At 60.0% G+C, this 18,550-nt stretch carries 17 protein-coding genes and 1 tRNA gene; 12 read left to right on the top strand and 6 right to left on the bottom strand.

All coding sequences use genetic code 11. From position 1 onward, the window contains the following. Positions 1-108: 108 nt before the first annotated feature. Positions 109-1,755, top strand: a complete 1,647-nt coding sequence (locus ACP7AJ_RS02700; RefSeq protein ID WP_426058639.1) for a M28 family peptidase — start codon at positions 109-111, stop codon at positions 1,753-1,755. 175 nt (positions 1,756-1,930) lie between these two features. Here the strand turns inward: ACP7AJ_RS02700 and ACP7AJ_RS02695 are convergent, their stop codons facing one another. Beyond that, complete coding sequence (locus ACP7AJ_RS02695) at positions 1,931-2,821, bottom strand: pirin family protein (protein ID WP_426058638.1); 891 nt, start codon at positions 2,819-2,821, stop codon at positions 1,931-1,933. Positions 2,822-3,123: 302 nt separating this feature from the next. On the opposite strand from ACP7AJ_RS02695, the gene ACP7AJ_RS02690 reads away from it, so the two are divergent. From ACP7AJ_RS02690 to ACP7AJ_RS02660, 7 genes are all read left to right on the top strand, one after another. Continuing rightward, entirely contained in the window at positions 3,124-4,233 is a 1,110-nt protein-coding gene (locus tag ACP7AJ_RS02690; RefSeq protein WP_426058637.1) for a glycoside hydrolase family 43 protein, read from the top strand. Between the two features lie 220 nt (positions 4,234-4,453). Continuing rightward, entirely contained in the window at positions 4,454-5,986 is a 1,533-nt protein-coding gene (locus tag ACP7AJ_RS02685) for an NCS1 family nucleobase:cation symporter-1 (RefSeq protein ID WP_426058636.1), read from the top strand. Between the two features lie 10 nt (positions 5,987-5,996). Further along, entirely contained in the window at positions 5,997-6,356 is a 360-nt protein-coding gene (locus tag ACP7AJ_RS02680) for a hypothetical protein (protein ID WP_426058635.1), read from the top strand. Beyond that, positions 6,357-6,839 carry a peptide-methionine (R)-S-oxide reductase MsrB gene (gene msrB, locus ACP7AJ_RS02675; RefSeq protein WP_426058634.1) on the top strand — a complete coding sequence of 161 codons (483 nt, stop codon included), beginning with the start codon at positions 6,357-6,359 and terminating at the stop codon, positions 6,837-6,839. It begins immediately after the preceding gene. Positions 6,840-6,918: 79 nt separating this feature from the next. Further along, on the top strand, positions 6,919-9,477 hold the full coding sequence (uvrA, locus tag ACP7AJ_RS02670; RefSeq protein ID WP_426058633.1) for an excinuclease ABC subunit UvrA: 2,559 nt from the start codon (positions 6,919-6,921) through the stop codon (positions 9,475-9,477). 115 nt (positions 9,478-9,592) lie between these two features. Next, positions 9,593-10,237 (top strand): class I SAM-dependent methyltransferase, encoded by a 645-nt coding sequence (locus ACP7AJ_RS02665; RefSeq protein WP_426058632.1) that lies wholly within the window; start codon positions 9,593-9,595, stop codon positions 10,235-10,237. Positions 10,238-10,543: 306 nt separating this feature from the next. Then, a complete protein-coding gene (locus tag ACP7AJ_RS02660; RefSeq protein WP_426058631.1) occupies positions 10,544-10,993 on the top strand; it encodes a hypothetical protein in 450 nt (149 codons plus the stop codon). A 65-nt stretch (positions 10,994-11,058) separates the two neighbouring features. Here ACP7AJ_RS02660 and ACP7AJ_RS02655 read toward each other — a convergent pair whose 3' ends face one another. From ACP7AJ_RS02655 to ACP7AJ_RS02640, 4 genes are all read right to left on the bottom strand, one after another. Beyond that, entirely contained in the window at positions 11,059-11,448 is a 390-nt protein-coding gene (locus ACP7AJ_RS02655) for a response regulator (protein WP_426058900.1), read from the bottom strand. A 7-nt stretch (positions 11,449-11,455) separates the two neighbouring features. Then, a complete protein-coding gene (locus ACP7AJ_RS02650; RefSeq protein WP_426058630.1) occupies positions 11,456-12,541 on the bottom strand; it encodes a sensor histidine kinase in 1,086 nt (361 codons plus the stop codon). A 309-nt stretch (positions 12,542-12,850) separates the two neighbouring features. Further along, positions 12,851-12,923, bottom strand: a tRNA-Met gene (locus tag ACP7AJ_RS02645). 118 nt (positions 12,924-13,041) lie between these two features. Further along, entirely contained in the window at positions 13,042-13,236 is a 195-nt protein-coding gene (locus ACP7AJ_RS02640) for a hypothetical protein (RefSeq protein ID WP_426058629.1), read from the bottom strand. A 402-nt stretch (positions 13,237-13,638) separates the two neighbouring features. On the opposite strand from ACP7AJ_RS02640, the gene ACP7AJ_RS02635 reads away from it, so the two are divergent. From ACP7AJ_RS02635 to ACP7AJ_RS02620, 4 genes are all read left to right on the top strand, one after another. Further along, positions 13,639-14,289 (top strand): hypothetical protein, encoded by a 651-nt coding sequence (locus ACP7AJ_RS02635; protein WP_426058628.1) that lies wholly within the window; start codon positions 13,639-13,641, stop codon positions 14,287-14,289. A 178-nt stretch (positions 14,290-14,467) separates the two neighbouring features. Further along, the gene (locus ACP7AJ_RS02630; protein ID WP_426058627.1) at positions 14,468-14,890 is read left to right on the top strand and encodes a hypothetical protein; all 423 of its coding nucleotides are present in this window, start codon (positions 14,468-14,470) and stop codon (positions 14,888-14,890) included. Between the two features lie 411 nt (positions 14,891-15,301). Further along, on the top strand, positions 15,302-15,559 hold the full coding sequence (locus ACP7AJ_RS02625) for a hypothetical protein (protein WP_426058626.1): 258 nt from the start codon (positions 15,302-15,304) through the stop codon (positions 15,557-15,559). 12 nt (positions 15,560-15,571) lie between these two features. Then, a complete protein-coding gene (locus tag ACP7AJ_RS02620; protein WP_426058899.1) occupies positions 15,572-17,404 on the top strand; it encodes a M13 family metallopeptidase in 1,833 nt (610 codons plus the stop codon). A 117-nt stretch (positions 17,405-17,521) separates the two neighbouring features. Here the strand turns inward: ACP7AJ_RS02620 and ACP7AJ_RS02615 are convergent, their stop codons facing one another. Then, positions 17,522-18,097, bottom strand: coding sequence for an Hsp20/alpha crystallin family protein (locus tag ACP7AJ_RS02615; RefSeq protein ID WP_426058625.1), 576 nt, complete (start codon positions 18,095-18,097; stop codon positions 17,522-17,524). Positions 18,098-18,550: the final 453 nt, after the last annotated feature.

Here is an 18,550-nt window from a genome sequence, read left to right as displayed (position 1 = left end):
GCGCAGCCGAGGTATCTCGCGTGTGGTAGTAACTCAACCGTTGAACGATGCGAGCGAGATGCTTCGACTGCGTTCAGCATGACGGCCTCCCATGTCTAACATTCCTTTATGAAATCCATCCTCGCTTCAAGTCTTTTATTCCCACTACTGCTAGGCGGCACCGCCCACGCGCAAGTGCCACTTACCGTGCCCGCACCCGTCAAGAAGTCCTTAGACCAAGTGCAGCCCGCGGCCATCAAAGCCCACATTGCCTACCTCGCCGACGACCGGCTAAAAGGCCGCCAGCCCGGCACCGAGGGCTACCAGATGGCCGTCGACTACGTCACGAAACAACTCAAAGGCCTGGGCGTGCAGCCCGCTGGCGAAGGCGGCACCTACCTCCAGAAGGTTCAGCTGCGCAAGGCGCTTTTGAAGCCCGGAGCCACATTCACCTTGCGTGAGGCGCAGGCGGCCGCGCCGCTCACGGACGGCCAGGACTACGTTATTTACCCCAGCCCCGAGCTGCCCGCCACCACCGTAGCCGATGCCCCGCTGACCTTTGCGGGCTTCGGCATCAGCGCGCCCGAGCTGGGCTACGACGACTACGCCGGCCTCGATGTGAAGGGCAAGGTGGTGGTAATTGTGCGCGGCGCGCCACGCACGTTTGCTTCTACAGTAGCCGCGGCCAGCCAAGACTTGTCGGGCATTCTGCAGGCAGCAGCCAAGCGCGGCGCCGTGGGCCTGATTGTGGCTTCGACGCGCCCCGGCACCCTGCCGGACTTGAAGCGCGGCACCTACAGCGTGCTGGGTGCCAATGGCAAGGTAGCTGCCTCGCGCTCCTTCGCGGTGGGCAGTCGCCAGCAGCTGTACGCGGCTGTAAGCGCCGCTACGCTCCAGCGCCTCATGCAGGGAGCCGGGCTGGATACGGCCCAGGTTTTTGCCACTATCAAGGGCGGCAAGCCGGCTTCGGCTCCGCTGAAAACGGCCGTCAGCGCCAGCGCGCAGTCCACTTACCAAGACATTGAGAGCTACAACGTGGTGGGCAAAGTGACGGGCTTCGATGCCAAGCTGAGCAACGAGTACGTGGTGCACTCGGCCCACCTCGACCACCTCGGCATCACGGCGCCCGTGAAAGGTGACTCCATCAACAACGGCGCTCATGACAACGCTTCCGGCGTGTCCTGCGTGCTGGAAATTGCCAAAATCTACTCCAGGCTCAAGGAGAAGCCCAAGCGCAGCGTACTCTTCGTGTTCATGACCGGCGAAGAGCTGGGCCTGCTCGGCTCGGCTGCCTTTGCTGCCAACCCCACCGTGCCCAAAGCCAGCATTGTGGCCGATGTGAACATGGACATGCCCACCATCATCGCCCCGCTACTCTCGGTGGTGGCACTGGGCGGACAGCACTCTACCTTGCTGGAGCCCGTGGCTCGCGCGGCGGCCTACATGGACATCGCCCTGGAACAGGACCCCGAGCCCGAACAAAACCGCTTTATCCGCAGCGACCAATACAACTTCGTGACCGCCGGCATCCCGGCCCTGCACATCAAATACGGCAACAAAACCGCCGACGGCAAAAACAACCTTAGCGAAGAAGTGCAGAAGTGGCGCGCCGTCACCTACCACAAGCCCCAGGATGATATCAACGGCTTATTTGACTTCGAAGCCGGCAAGAAATACGTGCAGCTGTGCTTCCTGATTGGCTACCAAGTAGCACAGAATCCCGTGCGGCCGACCTGGAACAAGGGCGACTTTTTCGGGCAGCGCTACGCGAAGTAGCTTGCTAAGGGAATAGCGGCGTAGGAAATGAACAAAAAGAGCGTCATGCTGAGCGCAGCCGAAGCATCTCTACCGCAGTAGTAAACCAATCGACAGGTTTACTACCCCACGCGAGATGCTTCGGCTGCGCTCAGCATGACGTTCTGCTATTTGAATAGGTATGTATCGACAAGGTCTATTCCTCGTCCTCAAACCTCCCCATTGCCCCACTCTCAAAGTCAGCAATGGCTTGCACCAGCTCTTTGTTCGTGTTCATCACAAACGGCCCGTAAGTAGCCAATGGCTCCTCAATGGGTTCGCCGGCCAGCACTAGCACAATGCTGTCCTCTGCCGCGGTGATGTGCGCCTCTTGCGAATTCCAGCCCAGCACCACGAGTTGCTTGGTAGCAGCCGGCCGCTCGCCGTGCAGCAGCACGTCGCCTTTCACGATATAGAGGCCCACATTGTAATCGGCGGGTAAGTTTAGGGTTATCTCAGCGCCTTTGGAAAGGTGCACGTCGAGCATGGTAATGGGCGAAAAGGTGGTGGCGGGGCCGCTTACGCCTTTGTAAGTTCCTGCAATTACGCGGATGGTGCCTTTGCCGTCGGGCGTGGGAAGGGTCTTGATGGCCGCGGACGGAATGTCCTGGTAGTTGGGCGGCGCCATCTTGTCCTTTTTGGGCACGTTTACCCAAAGCTGCACCACCTCCAGCGTGCCGCCCTGCCGGGTGAATTCCTTCTCGTATAGTTCCTCGTGCATGAGGCCCGCGCCGGCTGTCATCCACTGCACGTCGCCGGGCCCGATGTTGCCGGCGTGGCCGGCAGTGTCGCGGTGGGCCAGCACACCCTGGTACATCACCGTCACGGTTTCGAAGCCGCGGTGTGGGTGGGGCGGCGAGCCCAGGGGCTTGTCGCTGGGGGGCACCGCCATGGGGCCGATGTGGTCGATGAGCAGGAAGGGGCTGAGCTGGCGGATGCGCGGCCCGGGCATGGGGCTGGTCACCTGAAAGCCGTCGCCCACGGCCTTCTTGTTGCCGTCGATAACCTGAAAGATTCTGCGGTAGGTAGTTTCTGCGGTAGTGTCCATAGTAGATGGCGAAATGTACGGGGGTGGGAGCGGCAACTGGCGGCCTGCTGATAAAAGCAATTGGCCGCAAAATAGTTATCTGCCGCAGGGGTAATAAACGGGCTTGCACACCGATAGTTTTGGCCAACCTATCGCAAACGGTTCCGGTAGTTTAGCTTTAAAAAAGGCTATCTATCAAATAGTTGCGCATACAAAAGCTGCTTCTATATTTACACGCCAGTCTGGTTAAAACTTGTTCTACGAGCAACTCGTGAACCGCTTCTGCTATTTCCGGCTAGTGCTTTCCATTCTTAAAATTCCCCATGCTCACTTTCTTCAAAACAACCGTTTCGGTGCCTGCGCTGGTGGCCTCCCTGGCTTTGCTCGGGGCCTGCCAAGGCAATAGTTCCAAGCAAGAATCCACGGCCACTACGGACGCTTCCAAAGCCGACACCACCACAAACAAAAAGCCGCTTTCCGAGCCCCTGGTGCGGGATATTTACACGGCCGACCCTTCGGCCCACGTGTTTGGGGGCAAGATTTACATTTATCCCTCGCACGACATCGAGGCCGGAATTACAGAAAATGACAACGGCGACCATTTCGCCATGCGCGACTACCACATCCTGTCCATGGACAGCATCAACGGCAAAGTCACCGACCATGGCGTGGGGCTCGACATCAAGGACATACCGTGGGCCGGCCGGCAGCTGTGGGCCCCCGATGCTGCCTTCAAAAACGGCACCTACTATCTGTACTTCCCCGTTAAAGACAAGCAGGATGTATTCCGCATCGGGGTGGCCACCAGCAAGACGCCCACCGGTCCCTTCAAAGCCGAGCCCGCACCCATTGCCGGTAGCTTCAGCATCGACCCCGCTGTGTTCACCGATACCGACGGACAGGCTTACATGTACTTTGGAGGTCTCTGGGGCGGCCAGCTCCAGCGCTGGCAAAAAGGGACGTATGACCCCAAAGCCCCCGAAAAAGAGCCCAACACCGACGTGCCCGCCCTCAACGCCCGCATGGCCAAACTCACCCCGGACATGAAGAAATTCGATGGCCCGGTGAAAGAGGTTGTCATTCTGGATAAGAACGGCAAGCCCCTGCTGGCCAGCGACAACAATCGTCGCTTTTTCGAAGGTGGCTGGATGCATAAATACAACGGCAAGTACTACTTCTCCTACTCCACCGGCGACACCCACCTGCTGGTATACGCCACCGGCGACTCGCCCGCGGGCCCCTTCACCTACCAGGGTGTTATCATGCAGCCGGTACTGGGCTGGACCACCCACCACTCCATTGTGCCCATCAAAGACAAGTGGTACATCTTCTACCACGACACTCAGCTCTCTGGCAAAACCTGGCTGCGCAACATCAAGGTTACAGAAATGAAGCGCCGGGCCGACGGCAGCATCGAGACCATCACGCCCTGATTGTGGGCTACGAATGCCAAGCCGTAGCGCGGACTTTTAGTCCGCGACTCATCGCAAACTGGGTCGCGGACTAAAAGTCCGCGCTACAGCCTCACACGCGTGCTGAAATAAGCCCGGGCTAATGCAGGCCGCTGCTCGATATTACCGTTCTTCAAGCTCGACAGGACGTTATTCTCGAACAGACGCTTACATTAGCCCGGGCCTTTTTTTCAGCAACGCCATGCAAACCACGCAGTCACTCGCGCCCGAGCCGCCCGCCCCCGGCCTCACCAGTCCCGACCTGGCCCCTACCCCGCTGGCCGAGCGCACCTGGGGCACCGGCAACTACGCCGCGCTCTGGATTAGCATGAGCCTGTGCATCCCTACCTACATGCTGGCCAGCTCGCTCATCGAGGGCGGCATGAACTGGTGGCAGGCGCTGCTCACCATTTTTCTGGGCAACACCATCGTGCTGGTGCCCATGCTGCTCAACGGGCGCGCCGGGGCGCAGTACGGCATCCCATTTCCGGTGTTTGCCCGGGCCAGCTTTGGCGTGCGCGGGGCCAACGTGCCGGCGCTGCTGCGGGCCATCATTGCCTGCGGCTGGTTCGGCATCCAAACTTGGATTGGCGGCTATGCCCTCTACCAAATGGCGGTGCTGTGGGTGCCGGGGCTGGCCACGCTGCCGCCTGTGTTTCCGGCCAGTTGGGCCCTCGAAACGGGCCCGGCGCTGGTGTTCCTGCTGTTTTGGCTGCTAAACATGTACGTGGTGTACCTGGGAGTGGAGAGCATCCGGAAGCTGCTGGTGTTTAAGGCATTTTTCCTGCCGGTGGCGGCGGTGGCTCTGCTGTGGTGGGCAATATTGGCCGGCAATGGACTGGGGCCGATTCTGGCGCAGCCGAGCAAGTTCACGTCGAGCGCGGCGTTTTGGGCATTTTTCTTTCCCTCACTCACGGGCATGGTGGGGTTTTGGGCCACGCTCTCGCTCAACATTCCAGACTTTACGCGCTACGCCACCAGCCAGCGCGCCCAGCAGATGGGCCAGGCGCTGGGCCTGCCCACGTCCATGACCCTGTTCTCGTTTGTGGGCGTGGTCGTGACGTCGGCCACGTTCGTGATTTATGGCAAAACCATCTGGGACCCGGTGGTGCTGGCGGCCAAGTTTGAAAGCAAGCTGCTGGTAAGTGCGGCCATGCTGGCAGTGGCCTTGTCCACGCTGGCCACCAATATCGCGGCCAACATCGTGAGTCCCGCCAACGACTTCGCCAACTTCTCTCCCACCCGCATCAGCTTCAAAACGGGCGGCTACATCACCGGCGTGCTCGGCGTGCTCATCTTTCCCTGGAAACTCATTGCCGACCCGTCGGGCTACATTTTCACTTGGCTGGTGGGCTATTCGGGCTTGCTCGGGCCCATCGGCGGCATCATGATAGTCGACTACTACCTCGTTCGCCAGCAGCAACTCAGCGTGCCCGACCTCTACCAGTACCGCGGCCGCTACGCCTACCGCAACGGCTACAATCTCGCAGCCATTGCGGCCCTCATCATTGGTATTTTGCCTAATATCCCTGGCTTCCTCACCGCTATTGGCGCGCTAGACAAGGGTGCCGTGTGGCCCGCCCTGGTGGCGGTGTACAACTACGCCTGGTTTGTGGGTTTTCTCGTATCAGGTGGGGTGTATCTGGTGCTGATGCGCTGGCAAACGGCCAGCCAGCTGCACGCGTTGGAGACCACCGTTGCCCATTCTGCTCCTTCCTCTTCACTGGCCCAATAAGCAGCTTCTTATGGTCGAAGTCACTGTTCATCACGACACCGTTGTATTCACGGTACGCGGCCTGCACAAGGTCTTCGCCTTCAAAAGCGAGCTCACCGTGCCGCGTTCCCACATCACAGAAGTTCGGCAGGACCCCGAGGCCGCCCAGCGCATCGAAGGCCTGCGCGCCGGCGGCACCCACATGCCGGGCCTCGTCACGGCGGGCACGTTCTACCTCGACCAACAGGGCAGCCACAAGCCGTCGTTTATCGACGTGGTCAACCCAGAGAATGTGGTCATAATTAAGCTGCGCGACGAAGAGTACCAGCAGCTCATCATCGAAGTGGACGACCCCGTGGCTGTGGTCGCGCAACTGGCCACCAGCGGATAAGTGCCAACGCCCACCCCTCCCGTACTCCGCTGGAAGGACATCGTCATCTTCGCCAAATACGGCAACCCTGAGCCACCCCGGCGTGTGGAGCACCCCGAGGCGGAGTGGGCCCGGCTGCTCACGCCCGACCAGTACCAAGTGCTGCGCCAGCACGCCACAGAGCCCCCTTATCGGAACGCCTACTGCCGCTCCTACGAGCCGGGCGAGTATGTCTGCGCCGGCTGCGGCAGCCAGCTCTTTGCGGCCACCGAGAAGTACCACGCCATTTCCGGCTGGCCCAGCTTCCGGCAGCCTCGTGCCCCCAACGCCATCCGCTACGCCTTCGACGACAGCTTCAGCATGCAGCGCATCGAGGCGCGCTGCAACGTGTGCGACGGCCACCTCGGGCACGTCTTTCCGGACGGTCCTGCGCCCGGTGGCTTGCGCTACTGCATGAATTCGGCTAGTTTGAAAAGACTAGGCGCGGGAGCCAGAAGTAACTAACGCGGAGCTTGCCTCGTCTGACAAGGGTAGCCGACTCGTCCGCTGCTTCCGATTTCACCGCAGCACTGCCTTCGCCTTCATGCCCAAACTGCATTCTCCGACTTTCCCCGAAGATTTCACCGGCTTCGTCCGCGTCCGCGGTGCCCGCGAGCACAACCTCAAAAACGTCGACGTCGACATTCCGCGCGATGCGCTGGTGGTCTTCACCGGCGTGTCGGGTTCGGGCAAATCGTCGCTGGCGTTTGGCACGCTCTACGCCGAGGCCCAGCGCCGCTACCTGGAATCCGTTTCCCCGTATGCCCGGCGCCTGTTTCACCAGATGGCCGTGCCGGAAGTAGATGCCATCGACGGCCTGCCACCGGCCGTGGCCCTGCAGCAGCAGCGCGGCGCCCCCAGCACCCGCTCGTCGGTGGGCTCGGTGACCACGCTCTCCAACCTGCTGCGCATGCTCTACTCGCGGGCCGGCGACTACCCGGCCGGCCAGGGCATCATCTACGCCGAAGCCTTTTCGCCCAATACCGCAGAGGGGGCTTGCCTCACCTGCCACGGCCTGGGCCGCGTGTACGAAGTGACGGAGCAGAGCATGGTGCCCGACCCTTCGCTCACCATTCGGGAGCGGGCCATTGCGGCCTGGCCCCAGGCCTGGGGCGGCCAAAACCAGCGCGACATCCTCGTGAGCATGGGCTACGACGTGGACACGCCCTGGCGCGACCTGCCCCAGAAGGACCGGGACTGGATACTGTTTACCGACGAGCAGCCCGTGCTGCCCGTGTACCCCGGCTACTCGCCCCAGGAAACGCAACGCGCCATCAAGCGCCGCGAGCCGCCCAACTACATGGGCACCTTCACGGGCGCGAAGCGGCACGTGCTGCACACCTTCGCCACCACCCACAGCCCGCTCATGAAGAAGCGCGTGGCGCAGTACATGCTCAGCAGCGACTGCCCCACCTGCCGGGGCAAGCGCCTGCGCCCGGAGTCCTTGTCGGTGAAGTTTGCCGGCCTCGACATCGCCGAGATGTCGCGCTTGCCACTCAAGCGCCTGGCCAGCCTGCTGGAGCCGTTTGCCAAAGGCACGGCCGGCCAGCAGGCGCACGATGCCAAGCACCCCGAGCAAGCCCTTGTGGCCCGGCGCATTGCCGAAGACCTGGCGGCCCGCCTGGCCGTGCTGCTCGATTTGGGCCTCGGCTACCTCTCGCTGGAGCGCAGCACGCCCACGCTCTCGCCCGGCGAACTGCAGCGCCTGCGCCTGGCCACCCAGCTGTATTCTAACCTGTTCGGGGTGGTGTACGTGCTCGACGAGCCCTCCGCCGGCCTCCACCCGGCCGATACCGAGGCCTTGCTTGCGGCGCTGGCGGGCTTGAAAGACGCGGGCAATTCACTCTTCGTCGTGGAGCACGACCTGGACGTAATTCGCAAAGCCGACTGGCTGGTGGACGTGGGCCCCGCCGCCGGCGAAAAAGGCGGCCACGTGCTCTACAGCGGCCCACCCGAAGGACTCAAGCAAATAAAGGATTCGCAGACGCGGCGCCACCTATTTGCCGACACCGAACCCGCACTGGCAGCCCGCGCACCGCGAACCCCTACCGGCTGGCTGCGACTAACCGGCGTCACGCGCAACAACCTCGACAAGCTCGATGCCGAATTTCCACTCGGCGTGTTCACTACGGTAACGGGCGTTTCTGGCTCAGGCAAATCCAGCCTCGTGAGTCAGGTTATGGTTGAATTAGTAGCCGAGCACCTAGGCCAGGATGTTGCTTTTGAAGAAGAGGAAGCCGACGCCCTCGACCAGCCTGCGCCCGTGACTTTAGGCGGGCAAATTACCAGCGGCATGGAAGGCATTAAACGCCTCGTGCGCGTCGACCAAAAGCCCATTGGCCGCACGCCGCGTTCCAACATGGCCACCTACACCGGCCTGTTCGACCACGTGCGCAAGCTGTTTGCCGCTACGCCTGCCGCCCGCAAGCGCCGCTACGACGCCGGTCGCTTCTCATTCAACGTGGCCAAGGGCCGTTGCGAAAACTGCCAGGGCGAAGGCTTCGTGATGGTTGAACTGCTATTTCTGCCCAGCGTGTACGCCCCTTGCCCCGTGTGCCAAGGCGCCCGCTACAACGCTCAAACTCTTGAAGTACAGTACCGCGACAAGAACATCGCCGAGGTCCTGGGCCTGACCGTGGACGACGCCTGGGAGTTCTTCGCCGAAGAGCCGCCCGTGCACCGCGCCCTCACCGTGCTGCGCGAAGTGGGCTTGGGCTACCTGCGCCTGGGCCAGCCCGCCACTGAGCTCTCGGGCGGTGAAGCCCAGCGCATTAAGCTGGCCACCGAGCTGCAGCGCATCGGCCGCGGCAACACGCTCTACATTCTCGACGAACCCACCACTGGCCTCCACCCTTCCGACGTAGAGAAGCTCCTCGTGCAGCTCGACGGCCTGGTTGAAGCGGGCAACACCGTTATCGTGGTCGAGCACGACATGCGCGTGGTAGCGGGCTCCGACTGGGTGGTCGACATTGGTCCCGGTGCCGGGGAGGAAGGCGGACGCGTGGTAGTCGCCGGAACGCCGGCTAAGGTGGCCAAGGCCAGGGAAAGCCGCACAGCGACGTATTTGCAACGGTTTTTGACGGAAGCTCCGGCAAGTCATTAAGAGCCTACCCCTAAAAATAAATCGGACACCAGATGAGCACGACGGTTTTTTAGCGGAAAGGGCATTTTTCCGATAGGCTCTTAGCTTTTCAGCCCTGACTTCGGTTTATTCGGTAATGGACCCGAACATCACGCCCTCCCTCCCCAACGACCTGTTTCGTCGCCAGGATGAAACCCTCGACGCTCAATTTTATCATCACCCGCGCTTCGTCACCCACATCGACGACCGGGCCATTGCAGCCGTCACGCAGCTCTACCGCGAAAATTTCGCACCAGACAGCTCCTTGCTGGATTTGATGAGCAGCTGGGTCAGCCACCTGCCCGCCGAAGTGCACTACCGCCGCGTAGTGGGCCTGGGCATGAACGCCGCCGAGTTACAAGGCAATCCGCGCCTCGACGCCTACGTGGTACATGACCTCAACCAGCAGCCCGCGCTGCCCTTCCAAGACCAAGAATTCGACGGCGCGGCGATTTGCGTGTCCATCGACTACCTGACCCAGCCGGTGGCGGTGCTGCGCGAGCTGGCCCGCGTGCTCCGGCCCGAGGCTCCGCTCGTCATCACGTTTTCGAACCGCTGCTTTCCCAGCAAAGCAATCGCCGCCTGGCACCACCTCGACGACCGGGGCCATTTGGCTCTGGTGCGCCAATATCTGGTTTCGGCTGGTGGCTGGCAGGCCATCGAGTTGCTCGACCGCAGCCCGCAGCCGCCCGGCCGCTCCGACCCGTTGTACGCCGTGGTGGCGCGCACAGGTACCGCGTAGTCCATCACCTTCCCGGTTATAACTGGTCACGGATTCCAATGCGCTGAACCCGCTTTTGTTCAGGCCAACCATATTTCGAGTCACCAGCAAGCACCACCTATGCGTATTGCTACCGTTGCCTGGAGCACTTTCGTAGTTAATAAACAGGCCCCGGTCCGACGCCCTAGGTGTCGAACCGGGGCCTGTTAGGACTTTCGAAAACAGCTTTTTCAGGGCCTGCTGATTAAGGATGAATACTTTGTACTGAATAACTGACTTGCCTTCCAGCTGCGTTTCGGGCCCAAAGCTGTAATAGTTAATCGGGAATTGATTGTAGAAGCTGACCTCGCCGGAAACAAAGAACTGCTCGCCCGGCGTGAAAAAGCTGTGTTTAAGCTGCACCAAGCTCTGCTTTTTCTGAGTGCGCCAACCGATGAGCCGGGCGTTGGACTTGCGCGTGGTCGTGTCGGCTCCCAACCGAAAGACTGGCAGCACGGCCAGCCCATAGCCCAGGCCTGTTTCGGGCTGCGAAAACACAATGGAGAATGGAATAAAGCTGGGCTTATCCCGCTTTGGGGTACCGGCTGGCGCAGGCACTGCAGCCGAATCCTAGCGCTGGGCCAGCGCGGCTCCCGGCATCTCGCCGCTATGCCAGGTGGAGCAGAATCAACCCACTTTGAGCAGGTGCGCGATGCCAGTTCCAAGTTCGACGTATTGCCCAGCTTGCTGCGGCTCTGCTTCAGCCGCTTCAGGCGGCCAAAAGCAGAAATCTCTTAACTGTGGTGGGGTTTGGCAGGGCTTGCCAGCTCACACCAAGGGCCATTCGCTGAAACAAACGAGCGTTATTTTGGCAGCTGGGCTTGAATGGCTTGAATTTTGGCCTGGTCCAACGGCTTGTGCAGCAACTTCACGACCAGGGGGTACTCGCGGGCGCGGTTCGTGTCTGCTGGAGACACCGACGAGGTGAGGATGTAGACCGCACAGCGGCCCCTCAGGTGCGGCTCCAAGGGCTGGAGGGCCTCCAATACGTCCCAGCCGCCCATCACTGGCATGTTCAGGTCCAGTAGAATGACGTGGGGCAGCGTACCGGTCAGGGCTTGCTCCTGCAAAGCAGCCACGGCCTCCACCGGGGACACGAAGGCGGCCAGGCCCTCTCCTAGTCCTTCCCGTTGGAAGAGCCGCTTGGTCAAAAAGACTGCCGTAGCGTCGTCGTCAATAAGCACGGTTCGCATCACGTAATTAAGGCAGATAAATAAAAAAACGGGTACCCTCGTCCACTTGGCTGCGCACCTCAATGCGCCCGCCCATGCTTTCTATGTGCGATTTGACCAAGTACAACTCTACGCCCCGGCCGGCGTGGTGGGGGTGAAACCGCCGGTAGAGCTGGAAGACGTTGGCTCCGGCCCGTTCCTGGTCAAAGCCCAAGCCGTTGTCGGCCACTACGATGGTTTTGCCCGCTGCCGGGTTTTCGGTCGCGGTGATGACTACGTGCAGGGGACGCTCTTCAGCGCGATATTTGATAGCGTTGGATAAGAGGCTGAAGAAAATGCTGTGCAGGTACGCCCGGTTGGTGTGCACAAGAAATCCCTCGGGGATGTGCACCTCATTGGTACCGCCTGCTTGGGCCACCAGGTTTTGTAAGCCCTGCACGACCTGCTGCACGACGTCGGCCAGGAGCACGGCCTCGGGGGCATTCAGGCCCTGCTGGTCCCGGAGGGCAAGAATGGTGTTCATGTCGCGCAGCACCTGGTCAAGGTGCTGCAGGTTGCCCTGCAAGTGAGCGTGGGTTTCCTGAAAGTACGCCGAGTCGGATTCTTCGGTGCCCAGCAGCTCCACCAGCCCCAAGGCGTTGGACAGCGGGGCGCGCAGGTTGTGCGACACGATGCAGGTAAACTGCTGCAGGTCCCGGTTCTGCCGAAACATTTCCTCCTGGCTTTTCACTTTTTCGGTGATGTCGCGGGCCAACATGTGCACGCCCACCACTTGGCTGTTCTCGACCAAGGGGACTTTCACCACATCCCAGTGGCGGGGGGCGCTGTGGCCTTGGGCAGCAAACATACCGAAGCGCACGGGTTGGCCCGTCGCAAAAGCTTCGCGGAGCTTCTGCCGAAACAACTCTTGCACTTCCGGGGGTAGAAACTCGTGATAGTTGCGGTAGAGCACCTGCTGCTTGGACTGCTCGACCAAGGAGAGAAAGGCCGGGTTGGCGTCGAGGATAGTGCCCGCTTCGTTTTGATAGATAATCAACTCAGGGCTGTTCTCAAACAAGGACTGGAAGCGGACCTTTTTCGCGGCAATCGCGGCAATAGGGAAAGTAGCGTCCATGAACGTAGCAGGTCAATTCCTACTCAACGCAGGACTTATAGGAACGCATACGAACAACAGTTGCTTACCGCTGAAAAGCAACCAAGACCATCCTCACGAATGGCACTCAATATCTGGAAAGTGCCCAGGTGCGGGGTGGAGCAGTTGGTAGCTCGCTGGGTTTATAACCCACAATTCCTTGGCCTGCTGTAAAAACAAGGCACCTTTCCGAATACACTAAAAGCTGGCCTTAACATGCTAATAGCGTCCTACGTACATAAAAGAAGAAAGCCAAGCAATTCATTACGAATCACTTGGCCTCTTCTTAGGTAGCGGGGACTGGACTCGAACCAGTGACCTTTGGGTTATGAGCCCAACGAGCTACCAACTGCTCCACCCCGCACTGTTTGTGATACAAAGGTAATGCGCTTTTCTGGGAAGGCAATGTGTTTTCCTGGAAAATCATGCCCACATCGAGTGAGCCGTTGACTACCAAGCAAGTACTTTATCAATATTAGTGGCTAAGCCCGGTCGCTGGTGGTCTTCACCAGGTTGATACCGGCCATGAAGAAGATAAGGCCCACTATAAAAGGGACAGCGGAATTCGCCTTGCTTAGGCTGATGCCGCCGATTCCCAAAAAGGCGAGGGCTCCGATGATGATGCCGAGGATGCCTAAAATGGTGAGAACCGTGCCAAAGGTGCGTTTCTGGTTCATGGAAGTAGTTAAAGTGAGTGAAAGTCAAATACAAGCTCGGACCAGCCAGAACTGCCCCTCATACGGTAGTTCCCACTAAATAGATAGCACCTTAAAATAGCGCCGCCGAAACAGCTCCTCAGTGGGAACCGGCAGAATACTTCGTGGTGCCGCGGGCAGTAGGCATGGCCTGCAGGGGGCAATCGGCCAGCGCACTGCCCTTGGGCCGGCTCTTTATAGTGGGGCGCATGGTTGGCCATATTGTCGGCGCTGGCTTCAACAGGCTTTATATTGCTGGCATCAGCCTGCCCGCGCGGCTTGCCCAGTATGTGGGGCTGGTGGGCGCAGCTTTAGCCTTGGGACGGCGATGCATTGACAGCTGCCGTATAGACGTCCGCCTCACGTTGGTTTTACTGCAATAACATGATACCTCTTTCCTTCACAACGCCGCGCACGGCCCGCTACCTGAGCCTGGGTGAGCCCGGGCCAGCCATTGAGCATGTTTGGGTGTGCCTGCATGGCCACGACCAGCCAATGTCTGACCTGGCCAACCAACTGCTCAACCTCGATACCCCCGAACGCCTGCTACTGCTGCCCGAAGCCCTGAGCCGCCACGCCCTGCCCACCACCGAGGGCGACGCGCCATGCACCGGCGCGGCGTGGTTTGCGCCCGATTCGCTGCTGGCTGACCTGGCCGACCTTAGTACCTACCTCGACGGCCTGACCAACGACGTGCTGGCCCGTTGCCCTCCCGGCACGCCCCTCACCGTATTTGGCTACGGCCACGGTGCGGCAGCAGCCTGCCGCTGGCTGGCTGGCACCAGCCTCGACTACACCCGGTTGATTATGTGCGCGCCCGTATTCCCAACGGAGATTGACCGCCGGGCAACCTTGGTAGGCCTACCCGAAAGGCCGGTGCTGGTGGTGAGCACCACCAACGACACCTACACGCGTGAGACCATTGGCGAGGGCCTGATGCAGGATTTGCTCGACGTGGGCCTCAGTGCCCAGCAGCGCCTCGTCGACTCGGGGCCCCTGCCACTGGCCGCTTTGGGCGCTAGTGCACCAGTCTAGGCAGGCGTGAGCACCGATTGGAGTTTGGCGTATTGAAACCGATTCTTGAATTAGCGGCGAGCGCCTTGCCAGTTGAGGTAGCCACGGCGCATTAGCTCTCTACTCCCCTGCAGTGACCTTGGTCATGGAAGCGCCCTGCGCGTCGTATGTTAGCTCTCTCTCTTTGCTCCCTTCTACCATGTTTCTTGCTCCTTCCTTGCCCCTGCTACAGCTCACGCCCCGACCCGACCTGGGTATTCTGGTGGGCCGTTGGGGCTTCCAGCCCGAGCCAACTTTGCTGCCCACAGCTTACGAACAGCTCGCCGAGGCCGCCTTGCGCGATGACTGCCACTTTTGGCTGCAGGATATTCGCCGCCGCACCTCCAACGACCCCAATACCACTACGTGGCTTCTCGCCGAGTACTTTCCTAGCATGGCCACGCGCCTGAAGGCCCGGCTCAGCGTAGCGTACTTGGTGGGCCCGGACCTTCATCGCCACATCGTTAACGGGCCCGATTTCGTTCCTGTTGAATTATACAACGACAAGCCCTTTACGATTGGCCTCTTTGGCGACGAAGGCCAGGCAATCAGGTGGCTGCAAGAGCAGCAAGCCGCCGAATAAATTTTTACCTGGAGACACTATTGTGTCGTCCTGCTCTACCTGCTAAAGGCCAACGTGGTGCTGCTGTTTGCGGCGGCGTATTTCGGGCTGTTGCGCCACCTAACGTTTTTCATGCTGAACCGCTTTTACCTGCTGTTTGCGGCCGTGTACCCGGCCTTTCCCGTGACAGCCTTGCTGCCGTCTGAGGCGGCAGGGCCCGCCGCATTGGCGCTGATAGAAACTTCCGGTGCCAGTAGGGGCGCAGCCGCTGGCCCGGGGGCCGGCCTTCGCTGGGCAAGTAGCAAACGGCATGTGAGCATGCAGGCAGGGAAGCGGAAGAGAAGACACTTCTTACAGCGCAACGATGCAGCTACAAAAGCCCGCAGCAGTCTTTTTAGCTACTTTGCACTCGCTAAACCTGCTCTCGCTTACATGAAAAGACTTTGTTCCCGCCCCTGGATGGCAGCTGCTACCCTGGCCCTGGCCAGCTGTGCCGGCAGTAAGCCTGCTCCGGTGGCCTCCACGCCCGCAACAGCCGCACCCGTTACTGCGGCTGCGCCGGACCCCGCTGGAGTAGGCCTCGACGTGGCCGACCTTGACCGCTCCGTAAGCCCCTGCGACGACTTTTATCAATTTTCGGGCGGCAACTGGCTGCGCAATAACCCCGTGCCGAGCTATGCTTCCAGCTGAGGTCCACGCAACCTGCTCGGCAACCACACGCAGGATTTGCTGCGCAAAACCCTGGAAGATGCCGCCGCCAATACGACCGCGGCCCCGGGCAGCAACGCCCAAAAGGTCGGCGACTTCTACGCTTCGGCCATGGACACCGTGGCCATCGAAAAAGCGGGCCTCACGCCCCTGAAGCCGGAGCTGGCCCGGCTGGCGGCCGTGCGCGACAAAGCGGCTTTGCGCGCTGCCATTGTGCGCCTACAGGAGTTGCAAACCGGCGTCTTCTTCCGGGGCGGCGTTCAGGTCGACGAAAAAAACACTTCCCAATACGCCGTGGCATTCGACCAGGGCGGCCTGACGCTGCCCGACCGCGACTTCTATTTCAAGAACGATGCACGTACCCAGAAAGTGAAGGCGGCCTACCAAAGCTACATGACCGAGGTTTTCGGCCTGATTGGTGACACTCCTGCCGTGGCCCAGCGCAACGCCGCCGCGGTAGAGCGCATTGAGAGCCGCCTCGCCAAGGCCTCCCGCACCCGCGTAGAGCTGCGCGACCCGCAGTCCAACTACAACAAGATGACCGTGGCCGCTGCCCAAAAGCGCTACCCGGCTCTCGACCCCAAAAAACTGCTGGCCGACATGCGGCTCGGCAAAGCCCAGGAAATCATCGTTGGCCAGCCTGCGTTTTTTGATGAGCTGAATGCGGTGCTGAAGACCGAGCCCCTGGCCGACCTCAAAACCTACATGCGCTGGCATCTGGTGCGCTCTGTGGCCAGCGCCCTGCCCACGGCTTACGCCGATGCGGCCTTTCGCTTCAACCAGGTACAAACCGGGGCTAAGCAGCAGGCAACCCGCTGGAAGCGCATCCAGGCCGCTACCGACCAAACCTTGGGCGAGGCATTTGGCCAACTCTACGTCGACCAGGCGTTCAGCCCCGAAGCTAAGGCCAAGGCGCTGGAAATGGTCAACAACATCAAGTCCAGCATGGCTGAGCACATCCGCACCAACACCTGGATGACCGAGCCGACCAAGGCAGAAGCCCTGAAAAAGCTGAATGCGCTGCGCGTGAAAATCGGCTATCCGGATGTGTGGAAAGACTATTCAGACTTACAAATCACGCGCGAGAGCTACCTGAAAAACGTGCTGGCGGCCCGCCAGTGGAACGCCCGGCGCCGCACGGCCAAATTCGGTGGGGCCATCGACCGCAACGAGTGGGGCATGACGCCGCCCACCATCAACGCCTACTACAACCCGCTGCTCAACGAAATCGTGTTTCCGGCCGGCTACCTGCAGCCGCCATTCTTCGACCCCAAGGCCGATGACGCCATCAACTACGGCGCCATCGGTGGGGTAATGGGTCACGAAATCACCCACGCTTTCGACGACCAGGGCCGGCAGTACGACTCCGAGGGCAACCTGCGCGACTGGTGGACGCCCGCCGACGCGGCCGAGTTTACGAAGCGCGCCAATGTGGTGGGCAAGCAGTACGACGCCTTCACACCTCTGGACTCGGTGCACGTGAACGGCAAGCTGACCATGGGCGAAAACCTGGCCGATTTTGCCGGACTCACCGTGGTCTATGGCGCCCTGCAGAAGCAGCTTCAGCAGCGCTATGGCGACAGCCCGCGCCCTAAATACGACGGTTTCACGCCCGAACAGCGCTTTTTCCTGAGCTGGGCCCAGCTGCGCCGCACCAACATTCGGCCCGAAGCGCTACGCCAGCAAATTGCCACCGACCCGCACTCGCCGGGCCAGTACCGCACCATTGGACCAATGATGAACATGCCCCAGTTCCAAGCGGCCTTTGGCTGCAAGGAAGGCGATAAAATGATTAGGCCCGCTGCAGAGCGCGCCGTAATTTGGTAGACGACGAAGTGTTCAGGCATAAAAATGGCGCCCTACGTGTTGTAGAGCGCCATTTTTTTATACCACTAGTACAAACCCGGCACAAAACCCTTATTTAGGCAGGTTTTGCCCCTGGTATTAGTGGGCTGACATCTGTGGTTCGCGCTGACTTGCGTTTTGCCCGTCGCCGTTACCTTGCTCAACGGAAACATCGGTGGCTTGCTGGCCCATGCGCTCCGACATCTGGCCGCTGCCCATGGCCTGCTGGCCCTGGCCGCCCTGCACCTGAATCTGATGACGCATGGTCTTTTCCTCGTTCTTGGGCACGGTCACGCGCAGCACGCCGTCTTCAAACTTGGCCTCAATCTGGCGGGGCTCCACGGTATCGGGCAACTGGAAGGAGCGGTTAAACGAGCCGTAGGAACTTTCTACCATGTGGTAACGGCGGTCGTTCTGCTCATTTTTGAAGTGCCGTTCGCCCGAAATGGTGAGACGGCCCTGGTGGAAATCCACCTTGATGTCTTCGCGCTTCATGCCGGGCAGGGCTACTTCAATTTGATAGCCTTGTTCCGTTTCGTAAGCATCGACCTGTGGCGAAAAAGCACTAACCCGGCCCCGGCCTGCTACTGAGTCCTGGAAGAACCGGTCGAGCATGGACGAAAAACTCTGCGGCATCATGTCGCCGAAAGAGTCCTGATACTTTTGAATAGCCATGGCAGTAAAAATTAAGTAGGGTTAAACATAAAGAAAACCGCCTGGTCAGGCAGGTTTTTTTACGCGACAAAACGCGCAGTGTTTCACAAAAAAACCCTCTACTGAACCGTATAGCGCGTTTTTTAACTCAACCTCCCAAAGACAAACAGCACCACGAAGCGGGATATTCGAAGCCAGGACCTGCGCTTGTTCATCCTCCTTCTCTGTAGGCCCGGGGGCAGCTTCCCTGCCGGGTGTAGATGGGCTGATTTCCACAAATTCCGGATGACAAAGCAGCCATCAGAACAAATAAATTTGCTTATATAGAACCCAGAACTTAAGTTCGAATTCTTCAATTTACTATCTTTGTGAACCAAAGCACACACATTGCTCTAAATGGCCTTTAAACGGATTTAATTCACGCAAATCTGTTTTTTAGCCGGATTATCCAAATTCTCTATTTATTATTTTAAT

Origin of the sequence: Hymenobacter sp. B1770 (assembly GCF_049896385.1) — a bacterium.
Classification (GTDB): Bacteria; Bacteroidota; Bacteroidia; order Cytophagales; family Hymenobacteraceae; genus Hymenobacter.
Note: the sequence above shows the minus strand (reverse complement) of the source record. Positions and strands in the feature narration are given on the sequence as shown.